This window comes from Cryobacterium sp. MLB-32 (genome assembly GCF_000738085.1).
In the GTDB taxonomy this organism is placed as follows: domain Bacteria; phylum Actinomycetota; class Actinomycetes; order Actinomycetales; family Microbacteriaceae; genus Cryobacterium.
In genome coordinates this window covers 1-21,117 of sequence record NZ_JPRS01000115.1, presented here as the reverse complement: position 1 = coordinate 21,117, position 21,117 = coordinate 1, and the positions used below count along the sequence as shown (strand labels likewise).

General features: G+C 66.2%; 22 protein-coding genes and 1 pseudogene. 4 read left to right on the top strand and 19 right to left on the bottom strand.

Features of this window, described 5'->3' with window-relative positions:
* Positions 1–584: pseudogene (locus tag JF66_RS12210) on the top strand (AI-2E family transporter); the annotation flags it as partial.
* 66 nt (positions 585–650) lie between these two features.
* Here JF66_RS12210 and JF66_RS12205 read toward each other — a convergent pair.
* From JF66_RS12205 to rpsB, 9 genes are all read right to left on the bottom strand, one after another.
* Entirely contained in the window at positions 651–1,394 is a 744-nt protein-coding gene (locus JF66_RS12205; RefSeq protein ID WP_035878318.1) for an alpha/beta hydrolase, read from the bottom strand.
* A gap of 25 nt (positions 1,395–1,419) precedes the next feature.
* On the bottom strand, positions 1,420–1,722 hold the full coding sequence (locus tag JF66_RS12200; protein WP_035878317.1) for a hypothetical protein: 303 nt from the start codon (positions 1,720–1,722) through the stop codon (positions 1,420–1,422).
* A 48-nt stretch (positions 1,723–1,770) separates the two neighbouring features.
* Positions 1,771–2,442 carry a lytic transglycosylase domain-containing protein gene (locus JF66_RS12195; protein ID WP_035878313.1) on the bottom strand — a complete coding sequence of 224 codons (672 nt, stop codon included), beginning with the start codon at positions 2,440–2,442 and terminating at the stop codon, positions 1,771–1,773.
* A gap of 70 nt (positions 2,443–2,512) precedes the next feature.
* Positions 2,513–3,061 (bottom strand): DivIVA domain-containing protein, encoded by a 549-nt coding sequence (locus JF66_RS12190; RefSeq protein ID WP_035878306.1) that lies wholly within the window; start codon positions 3,059–3,061, stop codon positions 2,513–2,515.
* A 45-nt stretch (positions 3,062–3,106) separates the two neighbouring features.
* Positions 3,107–4,120, bottom strand: a complete 1,014-nt coding sequence (locus tag JF66_RS12185; RefSeq protein ID WP_081882357.1) for a phosphatidate cytidylyltransferase — start codon at positions 4,118–4,120, stop codon at positions 3,107–3,109.
* 11 nt (positions 4,121–4,131) lie between these two features.
* Positions 4,132–4,686 (bottom strand): ribosome recycling factor, encoded by a 555-nt coding sequence (gene frr / locus JF66_RS12180; RefSeq protein WP_035878304.1) that lies wholly within the window; start codon positions 4,684–4,686, stop codon positions 4,132–4,134.
* A 30-nt stretch (positions 4,687–4,716) separates the two neighbouring features.
* A complete protein-coding gene (pyrH, locus tag JF66_RS12175) occupies positions 4,717–5,433 on the bottom strand; it encodes a UMP kinase (protein WP_035878296.1) in 717 nt (238 codons plus the stop codon).
* A 108-nt stretch (positions 5,434–5,541) separates the two neighbouring features.
* Positions 5,542–6,369 (bottom strand): translation elongation factor Ts, encoded by an 828-nt coding sequence (tsf, locus tag JF66_RS12170; protein WP_035878292.1) that lies wholly within the window; start codon positions 6,367–6,369, stop codon positions 5,542–5,544.
* Between the two features lie 10 nt (positions 6,370–6,379).
* Positions 6,380–7,309 carry a 30S ribosomal protein S2 gene (rpsB, locus tag JF66_RS12165; protein WP_035878290.1) on the bottom strand — a complete coding sequence of 310 codons (930 nt, stop codon included), beginning with the start codon at positions 7,307–7,309 and terminating at the stop codon, positions 6,380–6,382.
* A gap of 331 nt (positions 7,310–7,640) precedes the next feature.
* On the opposite strand from rpsB, the gene JF66_RS12160 reads away from it, so the two are divergent.
* Positions 7,641–8,147, top strand: coding sequence for a M23 family metallopeptidase (locus JF66_RS12160; RefSeq protein ID WP_051973482.1), 507 nt, complete (start codon positions 7,641–7,643; stop codon positions 8,145–8,147).
* 14 nt (positions 8,148–8,161) lie between these two features.
* On the opposite strand, the gene JF66_RS12155 is transcribed toward JF66_RS12160, so the two are convergent.
* Together JF66_RS12155 and JF66_RS12150 are read right to left on the bottom strand one after the other, a co-directional pair.
* Entirely contained in the window at positions 8,162–9,088 is a 927-nt protein-coding gene (locus JF66_RS12155) for a tyrosine recombinase XerC (RefSeq protein WP_035878355.1), read from the bottom strand.
* 80 nt (positions 9,089–9,168) lie between these two features.
* Positions 9,169–10,080, bottom strand: coding sequence for a phosphodiesterase (locus JF66_RS12150; protein ID WP_035878288.1), 912 nt, complete (start codon positions 10,078–10,080; stop codon positions 9,169–9,171).
* Positions 10,081–10,181: 101 nt separating this feature from the next.
* Here JF66_RS12150 and JF66_RS12145 point away from each other — a divergent pair, with 101 nt between their 5' ends.
* On the top strand, positions 10,182–11,573 hold the full coding sequence (locus JF66_RS12145; protein ID WP_035878285.1) for an aminotransferase class V-fold PLP-dependent enzyme: 1,392 nt from the start codon (positions 10,182–10,184) through the stop codon (positions 11,571–11,573).
* Between the two features lie 36 nt (positions 11,574–11,609).
* Here JF66_RS12145 and JF66_RS12140 read toward each other — a convergent pair whose 3' ends face one another.
* The 6 genes from JF66_RS12140 to JF66_RS12115 all read right to left on the bottom strand — a co-directional run bounded on the left by JF66_RS12140 (position 11,610) and on the right by JF66_RS12115 (position 18,759).
* Positions 11,610–12,998, bottom strand: a complete 1,389-nt coding sequence (locus tag JF66_RS12140; protein ID WP_035878281.1) for an amidase — start codon at positions 12,996–12,998, stop codon at positions 11,610–11,612.
* 118 nt (positions 12,999–13,116) lie between these two features.
* Positions 13,117–14,394 (bottom strand): DNA-processing protein DprA, encoded by a 1,278-nt coding sequence (gene dprA / locus JF66_RS12135; RefSeq protein ID WP_156109767.1) that lies wholly within the window; start codon positions 14,392–14,394, stop codon positions 13,117–13,119.
* Entirely contained in the window at positions 14,391–15,926 is a 1,536-nt protein-coding gene (locus tag JF66_RS12130; protein ID WP_035878279.1) for a YifB family Mg chelatase-like AAA ATPase, read from the bottom strand. Before JF66_RS12130 ends, dprA begins: the two co-directional genes overlap by 4 nt.
* Positions 15,926–16,282: a YraN family protein gene (locus JF66_RS12125; RefSeq protein WP_035878277.1), complete on the bottom strand. Its 357-nt coding sequence runs from the start codon at positions 16,280–16,282 to the stop codon at positions 15,926–15,928. Before JF66_RS12125 ends, JF66_RS12130 begins: the two co-directional genes overlap by 1 nt.
* 163 nt (positions 16,283–16,445) lie before the next feature.
* Positions 16,446–17,549: a dipeptidase gene (locus JF66_RS12120; RefSeq protein WP_051973481.1), complete on the bottom strand. Its 1,104-nt coding sequence runs from the start codon at positions 17,547–17,549 to the stop codon at positions 16,446–16,448.
* Between the two features lie 91 nt (positions 17,550–17,640).
* On the bottom strand, positions 17,641–18,759 hold the full coding sequence (locus JF66_RS12115; RefSeq protein ID WP_035878335.1) for an alcohol dehydrogenase catalytic domain-containing protein: 1,119 nt from the start codon (positions 18,757–18,759) through the stop codon (positions 17,641–17,643).
* A 151-nt stretch (positions 18,760–18,910) separates the two neighbouring features.
* Here JF66_RS12115 and JF66_RS12110 point away from each other — a divergent pair, with 151 nt between their 5' ends.
* A complete protein-coding gene (locus tag JF66_RS12110) occupies positions 18,911–19,351 on the top strand; it encodes a nitroreductase family deazaflavin-dependent oxidoreductase (RefSeq protein WP_035878274.1) in 441 nt (146 codons plus the stop codon).
* 130 nt (positions 19,352–19,481) lie between these two features.
* On the opposite strand, the gene JF66_RS12105 is transcribed toward JF66_RS12110, so the two are convergent.
* Positions 19,482–20,954 carry a glyceraldehyde-3-phosphate dehydrogenase gene (locus tag JF66_RS12105; protein ID WP_081882356.1) on the bottom strand — a complete coding sequence of 491 codons (1,473 nt, stop codon included), beginning with the start codon at positions 20,952–20,954 and terminating at the stop codon, positions 19,482–19,484.
* Positions 20,955–21,013: 59 nt separating this feature from the next.
* Positions 21,014–21,117, bottom strand: a 104-nt coding sequence (locus tag JF66_RS22995) for a DUF2469 family protein (protein ID WP_156109766.1), incomplete at its 5' end; no start/stop codon positions are given.

Genomic DNA, 21,117 nt, shown 5'->3' with positions numbered 1-21,117 from the left:
CTCTTCGGCGGCTTGATCATCCTGATCTTGACGCTGTACTTCACGGCAAACCTGAACGCCATGAAACGCGCCACGTACCAACTGGTCCCGGCGTCGAAACGCGCACGATTCTCTGACCTCAGTGAGCAGATCTCGCGGTCGGTTGGCAAGTATGTCGTGGGGCAGGTCTCACTCGCAGCGTGCAACGGTGTGCTCAGCTTCATCTTCCTGTCAATTATCGGAGCGCCGTTCCCGGCTCTCCTCGCCTTCATCGCGTTCCTCTTCTCGCTGGTGCCACTCGTTGGCACGATCACCGGCTCGGTCATCATCGTGGCCATGTGCCTCATCCCCGGCATCGGAAGTTCGACACTGACCGCCTTCGTGGCCGCGATCTATTACCTCATCTACATGCAGGTGGAGGCTTACGTTCTCAGCCCGAACATCATGAACCGGGCCGTCTCCGTGCCCGGCGCGGTCGTCGTGATCGCGGCTCTCGCGGGAGGATCACTCCTCGGCATTCTCGGCGCCTGATCGCCATCCCCGTGGCGGCATCGGCGATTTTGATCGTGAAACAGGTCGTCATCCCGCGGCAGAACGAGCTCTAGCCCCCCTCGACCGCCCGGCTGCCGGGTCCGAGCTCCTGCGTGGCGGGCTCCTGCGTGGCGGGCTCCCTAGGGCTGCCCGCGCCATTCGGTCGGCAACGGCAGCGCCGCCGGGTTGACCACGGCAACGATCTCGTCAAGGATTCGCCGAGTCATGTTCTCGCCGACCCAGAGATGCTTGCCGCCCTCGACCGCGATGAACCGGGTGTCGGGCACCACGGCGAATCGCTCGCGGGCCTCGGCCGGCTGAAGATAGTCATCGTGCTCGGGAATGATGGCGACGAGTCGGCGATCCTGATGAGCCCAGGCGGCCAGTTCTGCATCCGTCGCCCGATGGAGGGGCGGTGAGAGCAGAATCGCGCCCTGAATCGGGTGTTCCAACCCGTACTTGAGCGCAAGTTCAGTTCCGAACGACCAACCGACGAGCCAGGGGTTGGGGAGGCCACGGGCGGCCACAAATGCCATGGCCGCGGCCACATCGGCTCTCTCCCCCACTCCGTCATCGAAGGTTCCGTCGCTCGTTCCTCTGGGCGACGTCGTGCCACGAGTATTGAAGCGCACGACCGCAAGCCCGGCCAAAGCCGGCAGCCGGCCGGCGGCCTTGCGCAGGATGTGGGAGTCCATGAAGCCGCCGGCGGTGGGCAGGGGATGCAGCGTGACAAGCGTGGCGATCGGTGCCCGATCGACGGGCGTCGCCAACTCCCCGACGAGCGTGAGGCCATCACTTGTTGTGAGCTCAATGTGCTCCCGTACGGCGGGCAGCTCTATCGACCCGCGTATTTCACGTGGTTCAAGGGACGAGGCGTTGTTCATAGGTGCACTCCTTGGCCGCGGACGGCTATGTGATCTTCCAGCAGTGAGAATGCCAGTGGCGTCGGTTGGCCATGTCGGCGGCGTCGCCGAGCACCCCGTCACCACGCCACGCGACGATGTGCGCGGTCCCAGGTTCGACGGGCAGTGCGCACCCAGGACACTGGTAGGTCTTCAGGGCCTTCGTCGCCGCAATCGGCTGTACGTGCCACAGGCCGTCCCTGCGCACCTCGCTGCGACGCCACCCGTCGAGAAGATGACCGAGACCAGTGCCGTCGTCGTCGTCGTGACCCGAGGACTTTCGGCCGCGGGGCCGGTTACTGCGCGCCATGAATTCAGTCTATTCCCGTGTGCCGGCGGTCCCGAAAGAACGGTCGGTTCAGTACCAGCCGGAGGCCTGAGACTTGGCCCAGGCGCCGCAGGGGCTGCCGTAACGTCCGACGATGTAGCCGAGGCCCCATTCGATCTGTGTTCCGGCGTTGGTTTCCCAGTCGGGGCCGGCAGAACCCATCTTCGACCCGGGCAGGGACTGGGGAATCCCGTAGGCACCGCTCGAACTGTTCGTTGCGTTCACCCGCCAGCCGGATTCCTTCTGCCAGAGCGACACGAGGCAGCTGTACTGGTCCTCGCCCCAGCCGCGAGCCTGAACGGCCCCGTAGGCGTAGGCCTTGGCCGTTCCGGGGTCCGGTACCGCTGCTGACGGCGCCGTAAAGCTCGTGGCAGCCTTGGGGGCAGGGGCAGGCGCTACGGGTACCGGCTTCGGCTTCTCGATCGCGGTCACGGTGTATCCCTCTCGAGTCACCGTGTTGGTGTACGAGCCCTCAATGGTCACGGCCTGAGCGGGGACTCCGGCATAGCGATCTCCGGCGACCTGGAAGTACGGCGAGGCGGTCGCACCGGAGTATGGATCCACGACGGAGACGAGCACAAAAGCACAGGCGGCCACGAAGCCGAACAGGAAGTGCGACACCCGAACGGGCTTACGGGTTCTGCGAACGGCAGCCCCGGTCGAAACTGCGACGGGTTCGATGACGTTCAGATGTCTGCCCATAGGCTTGTCACCCTAGCCGACGATTTGGTAACGACCAAATAACGGCCGGGAACCTCCGTGCGGGTTGCTGTCAGCGAACAGCCAGCATCACGTCGATCACGCTGTCGAGCACGACGTCCACCTGGGCTTCGCGATACCCGCCACGTTCGGCACGGAATACGGCGGTACGGACCTCATCAACGCTCATGGAACGACCGTCGCGGAGACATTTGACGATCCTGTTGCTGAACCGGTCGACGTCGGATCGCTTGTACCCGACGCTCAGAAAACTGGTGCGAGTGAAGCGGTGCCCGGCCGCTCGGCTCAGTCGGGCCACCAGCACCTCCGAGGACGTGCGCGCCTCACGCAGCCACTCCTCCTCGCCGCTCACGCTCAGCACGCGTTCGCGTTCGCGCGCCGCGAAGGCATCCTCGAGGCGCTCAAGTGCCGCGTCGACGTGTTGCGGAGAATAGCCGCCCTTTTGCATCGAAAAAGCGGTGTGGCGAATACTCACGGCCGTCAGCGGCCCGGAATCGTCGTTTGCATCGTAGGCCTGCCGGGCCGACGCCAGGAAATCCTCCACCTGCTCGAGACTGTACCCCAGGGTCTTCTTGGCGGAACGCGGAAAAGTAGTGCTCACGACGTCATTCTCCCTTAAACACAACGCCAGCCGAAACGGCCGGATTCACGCGAAAACCAAATAGAGGGCGTAGGCGACTCCCGCCGACGGCAGGATGGAGTCCAACCGGTCGAGGAATCCGCCGTGACCTGGCAGCCACGAACTCATGTCCTTGATACCCAAATCGCGCTTGATGAGCGATTCGGCCAGGTCCCCGAACGTAGCAGACAACACGATCAGCCCGCCGAAGATCAGCCCGAACCACCACGGCTGATCGAGCATGAACAGCGCCAGCAGGATTCCGGCGACCATGCAGATCAACGCGGCGCCCAGGAACCCCTCCCACGTCTTCTTGGGGCTGATCGTGGGGGCCAGCGGATGTTTGCCGAAATTCAACCCACTGACGTACGCTCCGGTGTCGGCAATGATCACCAGCAAAAGGAAGGCGAGCGTCCACCACTGTCCCCCCGGGAGGGCCACAAGAAGCACGGCGAAGCTGGCGAGGAAGACGACATAGGTCTGGATCAGAACCCCCGCTCCCATGTCCCCCAGGACTGCTCGAACGGGAGCTCGGTGGGCCGGGAATGCAGCCAGGGCGACGCGCCAGAGGGCGATCAGCAGGATTCCGCCGAATGTGGCCAGCAACTGACCGGCGGGGCCCAGAAAGAACGCCGCCGGGACCACTCCGACGGCACAGATCACGACAGGGATCCGAGGTACATTGCGACCGGCATGGCGGAGCGCCTGGGCGAATTCAAACGAGGTGAATCCGATGATCACGATCGCGAAGATCATGAACAGGTCCTTGACGATGATGAGGCTCACCAGCATTGCCCCGCCGAGCACCAGGCCGATGAGCACGGCCAGGATCAGGTTTCGTCCTGTGCGCGCCTGAATACGCTCGCTCGTCGCATCGAGGCTCGCTCGCGTTGCCTGCACCTGGCGCTCAAAGTCCGCCTTTGTGGACTGTACCTGACGCTCGAAGTCCGCCTTGGTCGATTTGACCTGAGCCCGGAACTCGGCGCGACTGACGCCGTGCCCGCGCTTCGGTGGTCGGTGGCTTCCCGGCTGATCCGTCATCTGAGAACGTCCTAGATCTCGAGCAGTTCGGCTTCCTTGCGCTTGAAGGCATCGTCGATGCCGTCAACGTGGCTCTTGGTGATGAGCTCCAGTTCTTTTTCGGCCCGTCCCACTTCGTCATCCCCGACTTCGCTTTTCAGGGAGTCGAGCTCGTCCTTGGCCTTGCGGCGGATATTGCGCACGGAGATGCGCGCATCCTCCGCTTTAGACTTCACGATCTTGACGAACTCCTTGCGACGCTCCGTCGTGAGTTCGGGCAGGGTGGCGCGAATGGTCACACCATCGTTTCCCACGTTGGCACCCAGGTTCGGTGTGTCACGGATGGCGATCTCAATGTCCCGGAGCGCGCTCTTGTCGTACGGAGCGATCAGGAGGGTGCGTGCTTCCTGGTTCTGGAGGGAGGCCAGCTGCTCGAGCGGCGTGGCGGTTCCGTAGTAGTTCACCAGAATCTTGGCGAACATCTGAGGGTTCGCCCGCCCGGTACGTATGGTTCCGAAGTCGTCTCTGGCGGCTTCAAGTGCTTTCTGCATACGCGCAGTGGCATCGGACAGAACATCCGCAATCACGGTGACTCCTTCTTCGGTGGTAAGAGAATTCTAGTTGGAGACGCGGGTGCCGAGATCGGCACCCAGGATGGCAGCGGTAACGTTGCCATCGGGCGCCATGCCGAAGACCTGCATCGGCATGTTGTTGTCCATGCAGAGGCTGAATGCGGTCGAGTCGACGACCTTGAGCCCCTTCTGCAGGGCCTCCTGGTACGTGATCTGGTCGATCTTGTGTGCGTCGGGGTTGGTTCGTGGGTCGTCGGAATAGACGCCGTCGACGCCATTCTTGGCGACGAGCACGACATCCGCCGCAATTTCGAGGGCACGCTGCGCGGCCACGGTGTCGGTGGAGAAATAGGGCAGCCCGGCGCCAGCGCCGAAGATGACAACACGGCCCTTCTGCAGGTGGCGTTCCGCACGGCGGGGAATGTATGGCTCGGCCACCTGTGTCATGGCGATTGCCGACTGAACCCGGGTTTCCGCTCCAGCCTGCTCCAGGAAGTCCTGAAGGGCGAGAGCATTCATCACGGTGCCGAGCATGCCCATGTAATCGGCGCGCTCGCGGTCCATGCCGCGCTGAGAGAGCTCAGCGCCGCGGAAGAAGTTTCCGCCACCGACGACGATGGCCACCTCGACCTGCTTGGCACCCTCAGCGATCTCGCGCGCCAGTGAACTCACAACATCGGGATTGACCCCGACGCCGCCACCACCGAAAGCCTCTCCGGAAAGTTTGAGGAGAACCCTGCGCTTCTTGCCCGTGTCGATCATATGGTGCGAGACCTTTCGTACGATGTGTTTCAAAACTACCGCGTGTAGCTGGGGCACACACAAACGGAGACCGGATCGCTTGCGCAATCCGGTCTCCGTCAGTTGTTGTTAGGCGCCGACCTTGAACCGGGCGAAGCCCGAAACGGTCAGTTTGGCGTCCGCGAGAACCTTGCTCACGGAAACCTTGTTGTCCTTTGCGTAGTCCTGTTCAAGCAGGGCGACCTGCTTGAGGTAGGCCTTGACGCGTCCTTCGACGATCTTCGGGAGGGCCGCTTCCGGCTTTCCCTCGTTCTTCGAGATCTCGGTGACGATCTTGCGCTCGGTTTCCACGAGGTCAGCGGGAACGTCGCTCGCCGCGAGGTACTCCGGGTTGGCGAAGGAGATGTGCTGCGCGATGGAACGAGCAGTCTCCGCGTCGTCACCCGAGTAGCCCAGGACAACGCCGACCTGCGGGGGCAGGTCCTTGCTGGTCTTGTGCAGGTAGATCGAGAACAGCTCGCCGTTGACGGCTGCAACGCGGCGAAGTTCGAACTTCTCGCCGATGATTGCGGCTTCGCCGTCGATGAGGTCTGCCACGGTCTGCGTGCCACTGGTGGCAGCAAGGCCTTCAGCAACGGTGGTTGCGCCGGCTGCGGCAATCGCGTCGAGAACCTTGTCGGCGAGGGCAACGAACTTACCGCCCTTGGCGACGAAGTCGGTCTCGCACGCCAGCTCGATCATGTATGCGGTGGTACCGAGTTCCTTGGCGGCTACGAGGCCCTCAGAGGTGGAACGGTCAGCGCGCTTGGCGTTGCCCTTTGCACCCTTGAGACGCAGGATCTCGATGGCCTTGTCCATGTCGCCGTCAGCTTCAACGAGGGCGTTCTTGGTGTCGACCATTCCAGTGCCAAGGTTCTCGCGGAGAGCCTTGACGTCTTCGAGTGTGAAGTTTGCCATACGGGGTTCCCTACTTCTTTTCGTCTGCTGCGGCTGCAACGGCAGCAGCGACATCGGCGTCACCGACGGCGTCACCGATGGTGACGGCCGGCTCGGCAACTACGGTCTCTTCAACGACGGGCTCGGCGACAACGACCTCTTCGACGACAGCGTCATCGGCTGCGGTCTCGACGACGACGGCTTCGTCCGAGCCCTTGAGGAGCTCAGCTTCCCACGCAGCGAGGGGCTCAACTTCGGCCTCCGGCTTGGCGTGACGCTGGATGAGGCCCTCGGCTGCTGCGTCCGCGATGATGCGGGTGAGCAGACCGACGGAGCGGATGGCGTCGTCGTTGCCGGGGATCGGGTACTGAACGTCATCGGGGTCGCAGTTGGTGTCGAGGATGGCGATCACGGGGATGCCAAGCTTGCGGGCCTCGTCAATCGCGAGGTGCTCCTTGTTGGTGTCGACAACCCAGAGCGCGGACGGCGTCTTCGTGAGGTTGCGGATTCCGCCGAGGCTCTTGTGCAGCTTGACGAGCTCGCGCTTCTTGATGAGCATTTCCTTCTTCGTGAAACCGCTCTTGGCGGTGTCCTCGAAGTCGAGCTCTTCGAGCTCTTTCATGCGGGCCAGACGCTTGGAAACGGTCTGGAAGTTGGTGAGAAGTCCACCGAGCCAACGCTGGTTGACGTAGGGCTGGCCCACGCGCGTTGCCTGCTCAGAGATGGATTCCTGTGCCTGCTTCTTCGTTCCGACGAAGAGGATGGTGCCGCCGTGGGCAACCGTCTCCTTGACGAAGTCATAGGCCTTGTCAACGAACCCGAGCGACTGCTGCAGGTCAATGATGTAGATGCCGGAACGCTCGGTGAAGATGAAGCGCTTCATCTTCGGGTTCCAACGGCGGGTCTGGTGCCCGAAGTGCACGCCGCTGTCGAGCAGCTGGCGAATGGTTACGACGGCCATGAGCCGTTCTCCTTGTCCGGCGCGCGTGCTGTGGCAGCACGAAACGCCAATCGGTTTGTGCGAGGATCGGATGATCTTCGCTCCTGGTGCCCGGCACACGCCCGCCCCTGCTCGCGCGAAAGCGTGCTTTCGAAAGAGCGGGGACCGATGGGACATGGCGGCCTGATGGGCACGCGTAGTCAGCGCACGAGGCGCTGCTTGGAGTAGCTTATCACCCGATTCGCGGTTGCGGAGCGCGAACGTCTTCCTCCACAGGCGTGCCCGCGCGCGGCACCACACAAAGCCCGCGGGCGCCCCGCCCCGACGGTCTTGCCGGGAGCACACTGGCGGCATGTTGATCCGACCACTGACGTCACGCCCCTTCCGGGCAGCCGCGCTGGCTCCCGTTCTGTTTCTGGTGTTGACGGGAGCGACGCCCGTACCGACACGGGGTGCGTGGGACTGGCCGACCGCGCCGCCCCACCAGATCGGGGCGGGGTTCGTCGCGCCGCTGACACCGTATTCTGCGGGTCACCGCGGCATCGACGTGGTGGCGCCAGAGGGAACGCCGGTCCTGGCCCCGGCCGATGGTGTCATATCGTTCGTCGGCCTGGTCGCGGATCGGCCCGTGGTCTCGATATCTCAGGGTGGCGGCGTGATCTCGGCCCTTGAACCGGTTCAGGCCGAGGTGAACGTCGGCGATCGGGTGGTGGGGGGCCAGCGCATTGGAGTGACGTCGTCCGGCGGGCACTGCACCAACGTGTGCCTTCATTTCGGGGTCCGTCGATACGGGATGTATGTCTCGCCGCTGAATTTTCTTGACGGCGTGCAGCGTGCTGTCTTGCTACCCGTGCCGTGAGGGCATCACCTTGGCTACGCGCGCGGGTGCGCCAGCCGATAGCTCTGTTTGAGTCGCTCCGCGGAAACGTGTGTGTATATCTGAGTGGTTCCGAGGCTCACGTGACCCAGTAGTTCCTGGACTGCACGCAGATCCGCCCCGCCGTCGAGGAGATGCGTCGCCATGGTGTGTCGCAGGGCGTGTGGTCCGGCGGGGCCGTTTCCGGGCACCTGCCCGAGCAACGCCGCGACAAGCCGATAGACGGCCCGAACTCCGAGGCGCTGTCGTCGCGACCCCAGAAACAGGGCGTGGGGTTCCGCAGTCGCTCTGGCACTCACCGGGGCCGCGGCCAGAACCGGCCGCGCCGACCGCAGGTACTCGACGACCGCGCGCTGGGCGGGCACGCCAAAGGGAACGACGCGTTCCTTGGAACCTTTGCCGGTCACACGCACCGTGAGTCGATCGAGATCCACGTCGGAGATGTCGAGGCCGACGAGCTCTGACACGCGAAGGCCGGAGGCGTAAAGCATCTCGACGACAGCCAGGTCCCGCACGGCAGGAGCGTCGCCTCCCCCGGCACGCACTGCCAGGGATTCCAGAAGCTGCTCCATCTGCCCTCTGTTGATGACTCGAGGCAGGGTACGCCCGGGCTTGGGTGTGCGCAGACGCACACCCGAATCGCTCGGGCTGCCACCGGTCCGCGTCAGCCAGGCGGTGAAACTCCGGGCGGATGCCGACCTCCGGGCGAGGGTGGCCCGTGCCAATCCCGCCTGGGTGCCGACCCACAGCCACTCGCGCAGGAGTTCCAGGGTCACGTCCTGGGCGTCTTCGGCGAACCGCGCGGCGGCGAAGTCGGCGAGCTGGGTGAGATCGGTCCGGTAGGCCCGCACGGTGTGCGGCGAGTAGCCACGCTCGGCCGACAGATACAGCAGGAAGTCATCGATTGCCCCGGTGAGTTGCACTTCACCATTTTCGCGCGAATCGTCCGATATCGGCGCTGCCACGCCCCCGGTGCGGCGCGGCGCTCCGCTCCGGTCGAGGGTCACGAGGTCTGACGGGAGAATTTCTCCGCCCGTTGTTCGGGCGGAAGACCTTCTATGGCGTCGAGATAGGCGGCAGGAAAATGCGTGGCTGTTGGGAATTCCCCGATCGGAACGGTGGAGTGCACGATCTGGTCCCCGTAGACGTGAACGAGACCGAGCGACTGGCCGCCATCGACCCCCGTGAGCTCGCGTTCGGGCGCGCTGAGATCCATCACGTAGCACGTCGCGGCCGCAACGGATACCGGGATGCCCGCGAACAGACCGTGCGTCGAGTAGTGGAGGTGGCCGCCCAGGATCCCCCGAATGTCCGACCCGCGCACGACGTCGGCCAGCCGGGATTGCCCGCGCAGCTCCAACACACTCATCAACGCCAGCGGAGTGGGAACGGGAGGGTGGTGCAGGGCGAGGAGCGTGCCATTCGGGGCGCGTTCGCGCAGTTCGTCGGCCAGCCAGTCGAGCTGGGCAGACGTGAGATCGCCGTGGTGATAACCGGGGACACTCGTATCGAGGGCGATGATGCGCAGGCCGTCGACGACAACCACGCGGTCTATCGGCTCGTCCGATGCGTCGGCCGCATTCTCGCGCAGCAACTCGGTGCGGAACGGCACCCGTTTGTCATGGTTGCCCATGACCCAGATCACCTGTGCACCCCACGACGCGGCGGCCGACTCCACGAGGTGTCGAACGCGCCGGTAGGCCGCCGGCTCGCCCCGGTCGGCCACATCGCCGGTGATCACGAGGGCGCCGGGGCGCAGACCGGACCGCTCGAGCTGGGCGAGGGCTCGGTGAACGGTCGAGTCCGTGTCCACTGTGCCGTAGAGGAGCGGGTCGTTGGCGAGAAAATGCGTGTCACTCAGATGCACGATCAGGTGTGTGGCGGGCGGGTACTGGCCCAGTTGAACCTCTGACATCTCAGCCCCCTTCGTCGGTGCCACCAGACTACGGGCTCCCACAGACACCGACCGGCATCTCGACCCTGTGCAGGGGTGGACCACGGGTTTACGATGGCGCTATGACCTCCGGATCGCATTCCTACGAGGCCGCACTTGAGCGCGCGAAGGCGCACGCTCTGGAGTGGCTTGCCTCGCTGCCTGACCGCCCGGTCGGTCCGAGTCAGGACGCCGACGGTCTCGCCGCCGCGTTCGGGCATCCGCTGCCGGAGGATCCCACCGACCCGGCGACGGTGATCGACGAACTCGTGGCCTGTGCGGAGCCCGGACTCATGGCCATGCCCTCCGGTCGGTTCTTCGGCTGGGTGATCGGCGGCACCCTTCCGGCGGCTCTCGGGGCCGATTGGCTGGTGAGTGCGTGGGATCAGAACGCCGGTCTCCGATATGCCACGCCCGCCATGGCGGCGGCCGAGGAGGCCGCCGGCGGCTGGCTGCTCGACCTTCTGGGACTTCCCTCCGGCGCCGATGTCGGCTTCACGACCGGGGCGACAATGGCCAATTTCGTCGGGCTCGCATCCGGTCGGCAGTGGGTGCTCGAGCGGGTTGGCTGGGACCTCCCGAAGGACGGCTTGTTCGGAGCTCCTCGGGTGAGGGTCTTCGTCGGTGAGGAGCGCCATGAGGTGATCGATCTCGCCCTGCGCTACCTGGGGCTCGGTGCCCCGACCGCGGTGGCCGTTGACGCGCAGGGCCGCTTGGACCCGGAGGCCCTCGCCGAGGCCATGACCGACGTGGACGGTCCGGCCATCGTCTGCCTGCAGGCCGGAAACCTGCATTCCGGGGCGTTCGATCCGATGGCCGACGCGGTGCGGATCGCTCACACTCACGGGGCCTGGGTACACGTCGACGGCGCTTTCGGCCTCTGGGCCGCGGTCAGCCCTCGGTACCGCACGCATGTGGCCGGCCTGGACACGGCCGATTCCTGGGCCACGGACGCACACAAGACCCTGAACGTGCCCTACGACTGCGGAGTGGCCATCGTCTCCCGCCCCGAGGTGGTTCGTTCGGTGTTCGGCGTTCACACCGACTACCTGATCCAGGCCGAGGGCGGCCCGGGCGACCCGTTCGAAAAGGTGCCGGAGCTGTCTCGCCGGGCACGCGGCATCCCGGTGTGGGCCGCCCTGCGGTCGCTCGGGCGTTCCGGCACCATCGGCCTCGTGGAGGGACTGGCGGCGCACGCCCAGTCCCTCGCGAACGGACTGGCCCGAATACCCGGTGTCGAGGTGGTCAATGATGTCGTCTTCACCCAGGTGTGCGTGTCCTTCGGCAGCGATGAGCGTACCCGCGAGGTCACGGCGCGGCTCATCGCCGACGGCACCGCGTGGATGTCGGGCTCCCGGTGGCACGACCGCGACGTGCTTCGCATCTCCGTGAGTAACTGGTCAACTGACGCCGACGACGTCGCCGCGTCGCTCGGCGCCGTCGAACGCGCCGTTGCGCTGCCGGAATCTTCGTGAGATTCCTCCGGTTTCGTCGCGGGACGGCCGGGGGGACTAGGCCTGCAATTCGGGCTCTGCCGGCTCACTCGCGAAACCGGGAGCAACCCGCGGCCACGGCCGGATTCGTTCGAGCTGCAGGGCGAGGCTGAGGATCAGCGCCTCGCCTGCGGCGTTCGGATGCGGCGGGGCGACGATCTGCACACCGAGCGGCACGCCATCAATCGTGTGCCAGCCCGCGGGGACGCTTGCCGCGGGCCAGTCGAGCAGATTCCACGTCGACTGGTACGGCGCGTAACGGATGTTCGAGGCAATGTTCGCGAACCAGCTGCGCTGGGACCATACGCCAGCCTCCGGCCCGGACTGGGCGAGGGTCGGGGTGAGGACCACGTCATAGTCATCGAAGAACCGTGTGATCGTGGTCCGGGAGCGGTCTACCGGTCGTGAACGCAGAAGGCCGACACGACTGGCGAACCGGCCGAGGCGGGCATGGGTGCGGGTGCGCGGGTTCAGCAGGGCCGCGTCAAGGCCACGGGCATCGGCAGCAGTCCCCGCAAACCAGCGGGCGAGCAGCGGAAGCGGGTTCGGGTCGTACGGAAACGTGGTCTCGGTCACACTGTGGCCGACTGCGCGGAGCGCTTCGGCTGTCTCCTCGAGGCCTCGCCGCCATTCGGGGTCGAGCTTCACCAATGCCGAGGGCTCCCCCGCCGCAATAGCGATGCGCAGCGGATGCCGGGGCTCCACGGGGTTGGCAAGCTCCGGCCGGTCCGCCATGACCGAGAGCAGAAGGGCAGCGTCTGCGACGGTCGTCGCCAGAGGCCCGTTCTCGCTCATTCCACCCCACGAATCAAAACCGATGTTCTGGGGCACGACGCCACCCCCGGGCTTCAGCCCGAAGAGCCCGCAGTTGCCTGCCGGCCCGCGGATGGAGCCCATGCCGTCATTTCCGTGTGCGACGGGGACGATACCCGCCGCGACGGCGGCCGCCGACCCACCGGAGGATCCGCCCGGCGTACGATCGGTGTTCCACGGGTTGCGGCTGATGCCGAAGACGGAGTCGGTCGTTCCGAACACGCAGAGCTCCGGCACCCTGGTCAGGCCGATGATGATCGCCCCGGCGGCCCGAAGCCGGGCGACGACCTCGTGGTCGGACGTCTGTGCTTCAGCACTGGTTGCCGCCGAGCCGTCGCGCAGCGGCTCCCCCGCCACAGGGATGTTGTCTTTGATGGCGATAGGCACGCCGGCGAGTACCAGCGATGCCCGATCACCGCGGGCGTCCAACGCCGCGGCCTCCTCGAGCGCCCGCTCTGCTCGAACGACCTGAAAGGCGCCGATCCGGGGGTCATGGAGCTCTATTCGGCTCAGGGCGGCCGTCGTAGCCTCAACGGCGGTGAGGTTTCCAGAGCGAACGGCAGCAGCCAGCTCCACAGCAGTGGGGAGATTCATACCGTCAGTCTAAGAGGCCTTGACGCAACACGAAGCCGATCACGGTGACGGTGACGGTGACACCGTTCGGGTCGGAATCAGCTGGCTTACGGTTCCGGAGCTGTCCCGTCGCGCCCGATCAGGCGCACCGCACCCACCCGGCCTCACGCTCGCGGACCGCGCCCTCAAGGTCAAGAGCGCCCAGAGCCCCGCGCACGCCCGCCGGCGACAGGCCCGATCGCCGCGCCAGCTCTGGCAGGCTCCGCGGTGACCGGGCGCTGAGTGCGTCAAACACCCGAACCTGGTCGCTCGTGCGCCCGCTCCCGAGATCGACGGGACCGCCCGAATCGACTCCAGCACAATCGAGGGGTACCTGCACGGTGCGATCCGCCACGAGCTCGGCCATTTCGGCCGGAGTCGTGACGCAGACGGCATCGAATTCCCGGATCAGCCGGTGGCACCCCGCCGAGGTCGGGGAGGTGACTGGGCCGGGCACGGCACCGAGCGGCCGGCCGAGGGCAGCGGCGTGCCCGGCGGTGTTGAGTGACCCCGACCGCCAGCCCGCTTCGAGCACGATCGTCGCCAGGCTCGAGGCTGCTATCAACCGGTTTCTCTGCAAAAACCTCCACTTCGTCGGTGCCGCGCCGCAGGGCAGCTCTGACACGACGGCACCGTCGGCCGCGATGCGGGTGAGGAGCGCGTCATGACCGCTCGGGTAGAAGCGGTCCACTCCCCCTGCCAGGAAAGCCACGGTGAGCCCCTCGCTCGCGAGCGCCGCCCGATGGGCCATCCCATCGATGCCGTACGCTGCTCCCGAGACGATGGTGAATCCGCGATCGACGAGACCCGCGGCGGCTTCCATCGCCACGTGCTCCCCATACCCCGTGGCTGCCCGCGCTCCCACGAGCGCGAGGGACGTCGCAAGCCCGCGGAGTGCCGTCGCTGTGCCGCGCCACCACAGAGCGAGCGGCGCGTGTGTACCGAGGTCATCGAGCGGTCGGGGCCAGAGCTCGTCGTGAGGCAGAAGCAGGTGCGCTCCGACGCGTGCCGACTGTTGCAGCGACCGCACGACCTCCGTGGCACTCAGTCTCGGGCGCCAACGCAACAGGCCCTGTTCGACGCTGCCGCCCAGTTCGTCCTCGGAGTCGTCGCTCCCGTTCTGCCTCAGGAGTTCCGTGATTCGCGTCGGCGTCCAGGCGTCCAGAACCGCGGTGAGCGCAGCCTCGGCACCGAGGCTGCCAATCAGCAGGCCCGCCAGGCCATCCCCCGGTTCGACAATGCCCGTCCAGGCCGCACGAGCGAAGACGTCCGTTGCCGCGCGAACGGGATCCGGCTCCGATTCCATGCCCGACGAGCCCCCGCGCACACCCCCGGCGAGCGCCAGCACCTGGGCCTCCGGCAATCCGTAAATGTTCATGCTGTCATTCCCTTTCTCAGGTAGAGCGCGAGTCCTACGTGTTCGGGTCCGGGACGTGCTGCGCCTTCGAGGTCGGCGATCGACCAGGCCACCCTCAGCACGCGGTCGAAGCCGCGCATGGTGATGCCACCCCGCTCGAGGGCCCGCTCAAGGGCCGCCGTGGTGGCGGGCTCAAGCTTCGCCTGCGGACCACGCAGCCACGGCCCCGGCACTTGGGAGTTGAGTGCCCACGGCGTGTGGCGCAATCGTTCCGCTGCCGCGGCACGCGCATCGACCACTCGGGCGCGGGCCTGGTCGCTCGTGATGCGCGCACTGTCGGCAGCAACCCGAAGCTGGGCGGCCGTGATGCGTGTGACGCCGAGTTGAATGTCGATCCGGTCGAGGAGTGGTCCGGAGATGCGGGCCAGGTAGCGGCGCCGGGCGTTGGGCGGGCACGCGCATTCGAGGTCTCCCGCACCGTACTGCCCGCAGGGACAGGGATTGGCGGCCATCACAAGCTGAAATCGTGCCGGGAAGTTCGCGGTCATGTTGGCTCGATGGATGCTGATCGTCCCCGATTCGAGCGGCTGACGGAGCGCATCCAGTACCGGTGACGCGAACTCGGGCGCTTCATCGAGAAAAAGCACTCCGTGCGAGGCGCGCGCGGCGGCCCCCGGCCTGATCTGACCGGTGCCGCCACCCACCATGGCGGCCGCGGTGATGGTGTGGTGCGGGGCCTCGAGCGGCGGGCGCGTGATGAGCGCGCGCCCCAGCCCCCGCCCCGTGAGTGACCGCATTGAGCTGACCTCGAGCGAGGCCAAGGCATCGAGGTCCGGCAGCAATCCGGGCAACCTGGCCGCGAGCATGGTCTTCCCCGCGCCGGGAGGACCGAGCATGAAGACATGGTGGCCCCCGGAGGCAGCGACCTGCAGCGCGAGGATGGCATCGTCGTTGCCGATCACATCGACGAGGTCGAGCGACGTGGCCTCGTCGGGCGTGTCGCCCTGTGGCAGGATCACGTCAACCTCCCGCGGCTGGAGGGGCGCGCCGTGCCAGATGGCCGCGTCGCGCAGGGAGGCGACGGCGATCACCCGGACCCCCGGCACGAGTTCGGCCTCCGCGGCGTTTCCGGCGGGGACCATCACGGTGCTGTGGCCCAGACGTGCAGCAGCGACGACGCCGGGGAGGATTCCGGGTGTCGGTCGCAAACGGCCGTCGAGGGCCAGTTCTCCGAAGTGAACCACGGAGGCGACGGATTCCGGCGCGACGACACGGTCTGCTGCGAGGCAGGCGAGGGCGATGGCGAGATCGAACCCTGCCCCGTGCTTCGGAAGCGCGGCCGGTGACAGTGCGATTGTCAACCGGTGGTTAGTGAGCGGGCAGCCGGAGTTCGTCGCGGCGGCGCGCACGCGCTGTGTGGCCTGGGAGAGTGCCGCGTCTGGCAGACCGATGATGTTCATCGCCGGAAGCTGCGCGGAGATGTCGGCCTCCACCTCGACCATCGCACCCGTCAGGCCGAGGAGGGCCACCGCATGCGTTCGGGCGAGGGCCATCAGAACACGCCCCGAAGGTGTTCGATGACCGGTTCCCGGCCGCGAGCCGCGATGACAGCCACCGCGTCCACCCGTATTCGCTCCGGCCACACCTGCGCTTGGGTGCACCACAGACCGGCCAGACGTCGCAGACGGGAGAGTTTCTCGGCTGTGATGGCCTCGAACGGATGCCCGTATTTCGTGCTGCTGCGGGTCTTGACCTCCACGAAGACGACCTGTCGGGCCTGCTCGACGATGAGGTCGACCTCCCCGTCCGGGCACCGCCAGTTGCGCTCCACGATGCGATAGCCGGCGTCGATCAGGTAGCGGGCGGCACAGTCTTCTCCGTACCTGCCCAGTTCGTCTTTGCGTGCCACGAGTGCCTCCGGCCACCACAGTGGCCGTTCACCCTCGGCCGTGCCCGGTCAGGCACCATCTTCGTGCACTCGTGGAGGGACCGAGGCGTTGTGGAGGACCAAGGGTTTCAGAGACCCAGATCCACCAGGGCGTCCTGCACCCGGGATCATTTGGTCGACGCGATCAGCGTACGAGAATCGGTGCGGCGCTCGCGGGGGCGGCAAAGCGGGCATCCGTGTGCCGGAGCACGCGAAGCACATTCTGACCGGCGAGCGCCGCCAGTTCCTCGGCCGTCCAGCCGCGCCTGGCGAGCTCGGTGAGCAGTGCCGGGTAGCCGTCGACCCCGTCGAGACCGATCGGAAACTCCTCGGTGCCGTCGAAGTCGCCGCCGAGACCGATGTGACGGATGCCTGCTTCAGACCGCGCATGCTCCACATGGTCCGCCACGTCGGCGATCGTCACCTTGGGGGCGGGCGTGATCATCTCTCCCTCGGCCCATGCCGCGTACTCCGCGGAGAGGAATTGCGGAACGAACGTGACCATGACCACTCCCCCGTTGGCCTCGAGACGACGGAGAACATCGTCGGGCACATTGCGGGGATGGTCGTGCAGGGCGCGGCACGAGCTGTGGCTGAAGATCACGGGCGAGTCCGTGGCATCGAGTGCGGCGTGCATGGTGGCCGTGGACACATGGGAGAGATCCACGAGCATTCCCAGGCGGTTGAGCTCGCGCACGTAGTCGACGCCGCGGGCAGTGAGACCATCGTGCTCTGGTGCGTCCGTTGCGGAATCTGCCCAGGATGTGTTGTGCACGTGTGTGAGGGTGAGGTAGCGTACGCCGAGCCGGGCGAGCATGCGCAGCACCGCCGGCGAGTCGTTGAGGCAGTGAGCCCCTTCGGCACCGAGGAGCGAGGCGATGAGCCCGTTCGCGCGCGCCTCCTCGATGTCGGCGGCGCTCCGGGCGAGCGCGAACGTCGCAGGGTATCGAGCCACGAGACGGTGCACCCAGTCGATTTGCTCGAGCGTGGCCTGCACGGCATCCGCCCCGGCGAGGCCGTCGCTGACGTACACCGACCAGAACTGGGCCCCCACCCGGCCGGCACGGAGCCGCTCGATGTCGGTGTCCGTCTCGAGCCCGGCTTCGAGCCCATCGACCGAGTAGTCACGCGAGGCCCGGCATTCCCACGCCCAGTCGTTGTGCCCGTCGATCACGCTCGACAGGAGCAGGGCGCTGTCGACGACAGCTGAGGGGGACGAGGCTGACACGGATGCTGCGGCGGAGCTCATGTGAAAACGCTAGCAGCCGAGCCTTCCGCCTCATCCCCTACCGTGACCGCCGACCGCGGTGGATCCGCCCGGTCGGAACGCCGGCGGGCGCTCAGGCGAGGGTGAACAGACGGCGCACCACTCGTCCCTCGGCGAGCGCGTCGAGGCTTTCGTTCAGGTCGCTGAGCGGCCGGGTATCGGTGTGCAGCAGCTCGACCGGCAGGGCGCCCGACCGCCACATGTCAAGGTAGGCGGGGATATCGCGACTCGGCACCGAATCGCCCATGTAGCAGCCGAGCAGGCGGCGCCCCATGCCGGCGAACTGCAGGGCTGACGTCGTGATGGTCTGGTCCGGGTGCGGAAGGCCCACCGAGACGAGGGCGCCCCCACGGGTGAGGAGCGCAAGGCAGGCCTCCATGACCCGAGAGTTTCCCACCGCCTCGATGGCCAGGTCGACGCCGTCGCCGGCGTGCTCACCCACGAGAGCGGCTGCCTGATCGGGTGAGCCGGCCGCCGTGGCTCCGCAGCGCAGCGCGAGTTGCTGTTTCTCGGGCAACGGATCGATCGCGATCACCGTGGTACCCGCAACCTGCGCGGCCGCCATCACGGCCATCAGCCCCACCGCGCCAAGTCCGAACACGATCACCGACTGGTCGGCGGCCAGTTGGCCCGTGTTGAGTACGGCACCGATTCCGGTGAGTGCGGCGCACCCAAACATCGCGGCCACGTCGAACGGCACGTCGGGCTCGATCACGACGACCGACTCGCGCGCCACGACGGCGTATTGCGAGAAGGCGGACACTCCGAGGTGGTGGTTGATGCGCTCGCCCTCATCCGAGCGCAACAGCGCGTCACCGTGCAGCAGGTCTCCGGTGTTGTTCACCGCTGCTCCGCGGTGGCAGAGCGCGGGTCGGCCGGCGTGACAGGCACGGCACTCGCCGCAGCTCGGCACGAACACCAGCACCACGCGATCGCCGACGCTCACGTCGTCCACGCCTGCGCCCGTCGCGGCGATGGTTCCCGCCGCCTCGTGCCCGAGGGCCATGGGCAAGGGACGGATGCGGGACCCGTCGATCACCGACAGGTCGGAGTGGCACAGGCTCGCGCGCTCAATCTTGACGAGCACTTCGCCGGCTCGCGGTGATGGCACGGGGATCTGCTCGAGCGTGAGCGGCTCGCTTTCGGCATAAGGCCGGGCGGAACCGGCCGTGCGGAGGAGCGCGCTGAGCATCGTTGCTGTGGTCATGCCTTCCAACCTAACCCGCCGGCAGCCCGACCACATCTGCGCTCACCCGCCACAGCGGTCCACGTTCTGGGCTCCTCTGCCGTCGGGCCCTGACCGGGGCAGGCCAACACCCACGCACACGACGTACGCTCGGGACATGACTTTTCGCGACAACACCGTCGACCTCGGCATGCGCATCATGAACGGGTTCCACCGCACCCTGCTCGCGGTATCGCGGGGGCGGCTGGGGTGGACGATCGGCCCGATGCCGGCGGTCGAGCTGCACACGATCGGCCGTTCCAGCGGCGAGCGGCGCTCGACGATGCTGACCGCCCCCGTGCACGGTGACGGCCGCTACGTGCTCGTGGCGTCCAAGGGCGGTGATGATCGAAATCCGAACTGGTACCTGAATCTCGTCGCTCATCCGGAGGTCGAACTCACCATCCGGGGTTCGACGATACCGATGCGAGCGCGCACCGCAACGCCGGTCGAAAAAGCGGAATTGTGGCCCCAGATCGTGGCGGCGTATTCGGGCTACGCGGCGTACCAGACGAAGACCGACCGGGATATTCCCGTGGTTATCTGTGAGCCCCGCTGACACCGGGTCCGGCATCAGTGCGCCTGCTGCCCCGACGTGCAGGGCACGATCAACGTGCCCTGCTGCGAGGTGCCCTCTGTGACGCGGGCGGGTGATCTGGTCGCGAGGCGACCGGCCCGCACACGACGGTCTAGCTGACGGTTTCGAGCTCCTCAGCAACGGCGCTGGGGTAGGCCGGCGCCTGAACGCCCGCCATCTCCTCCAGCACCCGGATGACCTGGCAGCTGTAGCCGAACTCGTTGTCGTACCAGACGTAGAGAATCACCTTGTTGCCGTTGGCGATCGTCGCGAGTCCGTCGACGATGCCTGCCCGCCGAGAGCCGAGGAAGTCACTCGAGACGACCTCGGGAGAATCGATGAAGTCGATCTGCTTGTGCAGGTCGGAGTGCAGCGACATGGTGCGCAGGTAGGTGTTGACCTCGTCCTTGTCCGTACCGTTCTCCAGCGTGAGGTTGAGAATCGCCATGGACACGTCGGGGGTGGGCACCCTGATCGCGTTTCCGGTGAGCTTTCCGGCGAGTTCGGGTAGCGCCTTGGCCACGGCCTTCGCCGCACCGGTCTCGGTGATCACCATGTTGAGCGCGGCGGAACGTCCACGACGGTCGCCCGAGTGGAAATTGTCGATCAGGTTCTGGTCGTTCGTGAACGAGTGCACCGTTTCGACATGGCCGTCAATGATGCCGAAGCGGTCATTGATCGCCTTCAGCACCGGGGAGATTGCGTTCGTGGTGCAGGACGCCGCGGTGACAATCAGGTCGTCGTCGGTGATCGTGCCGTGGTTGATGCCGTGCACGATGTTCTTGAGCGCGCCCTTGCCCGGCGCGGTGAGGAGAACGCGCTCGGCGCCGGGGCACTTCAGGTGCTGGGAGAGGCCCTCGGCATCGCGCCACCGGCCCGTGTTGTCGACGACGACGGCGTTGTGGATGCCGTATTCCGTGTAGTCGACGGACGCCGGGTCGCTCGAGTGGATCACCTGAATGAGCGTGCCGTTGGCGAGGATGGTGTTGTTCTCCTCGTCGACCGTGATCGTGCCCTCGAAGGGACCGTGCACGGAGTCGCGTCGCAGCAGGCTGGCCCGCTTGACGATGTCGTTCGCGGACCCCTTGCGCACGACGATGGCGCGCAGGCGCAGGCCCTGCCCGCCGCCCGCGTGTTCGATCAGGATGCGGGCCAGCAGCCGCCCGATACGACCGAACCCGTAGAGCACGACATCGGTGCTGGTGCGCTCATCGAGTCCGTGCTGGTCAACGATGTTGGACAGTTCTGCCCGAAGAAATTCCTCCAGCGAGAGCTCCTGCGCATCCTGACGGTAGGCAATCGCCAGCCGGGCGAGGTCGATGGACGCGGCTCCAAGGTTGAGACGCAGCAAGGTCTGCAAGACAGGAAGCGTCTCTTCGAGGGGCAACTCGACGTCGGCGATATGGCGCGCAAACCGGTGCGCCTTGATCAGGCCGATGACTGATTTGTTGATCAGGCCACGACCGTACACGCTCGTCACGACGTTGTTGTCGCGATACAGACGACCGATCAGGGGAATCATCGCCTCAGCGAGTGCCTCCCGATCGATCCACATTTGACGGGCACGATCTGTCGGCTGATTCACAGGCTGCTTTCCTAAACCATCGTTGGTTTTCCGCCGCACGGGTGAAGGCGGATTGGTTCTTATTCGTCGAGTGCCAATTCCTTGGGCAGCTCGAATTCCTTGGAGGCGAGTTCTTCCACGTTGACATCTTTGAAAGTCAGTACGCGCACCGATTTCACGAAGC

What these genes read in the sequence shown, in the direction of transcription:
- JF66_RS12200 (WP_035878317.1), bottom strand. Translation starts at nt 1,722, where the DNA reads ATGGCGCGCAGTAACCGGCCCCGCGGCCGAAAGTCCTCGGGTCACGAC.
- JF66_RS12195 (WP_035878313.1), bottom strand. Translation starts at nt 2,442, where the DNA reads ATGGGCAGACATCTGAACGTCATCGAACCCGTCGCAGTTTCGACCGGG.
- dprA (WP_156109767.1), bottom strand. Translation starts at nt 14,394, where the DNA reads ATGAACATTTACGGATTGCCGGAGGCCCAGGTGCTGGCGCTCGCCGGG.
- JF66_RS12120 (WP_051973481.1), bottom strand. Translation starts at nt 17,549, where the DNA reads ATGAGCTCCGCCGCAGCATCCGTGTCAGCCTCGTCCCCCTCAGCTGTC.
- JF66_RS12150 (WP_035878288.1), bottom strand. Translation starts at nt 10,080, where the DNA reads ATGTCAGAGGTTCAACTGGGCCAGTACCCGCCCGCCACACACCTGATC.
- JF66_RS12160 (WP_051973482.1), top strand. Translation starts at nt 7,641, where the DNA reads ATGTTGATCCGACCACTGACGTCACGCCCCTTCCGGGCAGCCGCGCTG.
- JF66_RS12205 (WP_035878318.1), bottom strand. Translation starts at nt 1,394, where the DNA reads ATGAACAACGCCTCGTCCCTTGAACCACGTGAAATACGCGGGTCGATA.
- tsf (WP_035878292.1), bottom strand. Translation starts at nt 6,369, where the DNA reads ATGGCAAACTTCACACTCGAAGACGTCAAGGCTCTCCGCGAGAACCTT.
- JF66_RS12145 (WP_035878285.1), top strand. Translation starts at nt 10,182, where the DNA reads ATGACCTCCGGATCGCATTCCTACGAGGCCGCACTTGAGCGCGCGAAG.
- JF66_RS12130 (WP_035878279.1), bottom strand. Translation starts at nt 15,926, where the DNA reads ATGGCCCTCGCCCGAACGCATGCGGTGGCCCTCCTCGGCCTGACGGGT.
- JF66_RS12140 (WP_035878281.1), bottom strand. Translation starts at nt 12,998, where the DNA reads ATGAATCTCCCCACTGCTGTGGAGCTGGCTGCTGCCGTTCGCTCTGGA.
- JF66_RS12115 (WP_035878335.1), bottom strand. Translation starts at nt 18,759, where the DNA reads ATGCTCAGCGCGCTCCTCCGCACGGCCGGTTCCGCCCGGCCTTATGCC.
- rpsB (WP_035878290.1), bottom strand. Translation starts at nt 7,309, where the DNA reads ATGGCCGTCGTAACCATTCGCCAGCTGCTCGACAGCGGCGTGCACTTC.
- JF66_RS12185 (WP_081882357.1), bottom strand. Translation starts at nt 4,120, where the DNA reads ATGACGGATCAGCCGGGAAGCCACCGACCACCGAAGCGCGGGCACGGC.
- pyrH (WP_035878296.1), bottom strand. Translation starts at nt 5,433, where the DNA reads ATGATCGACACGGGCAAGAAGCGCAGGGTTCTCCTCAAACTTTCCGGA.
- JF66_RS12110 (WP_035878274.1), top strand. Translation starts at nt 18,911, where the DNA reads ATGACTTTTCGCGACAACACCGTCGACCTCGGCATGCGCATCATGAAC.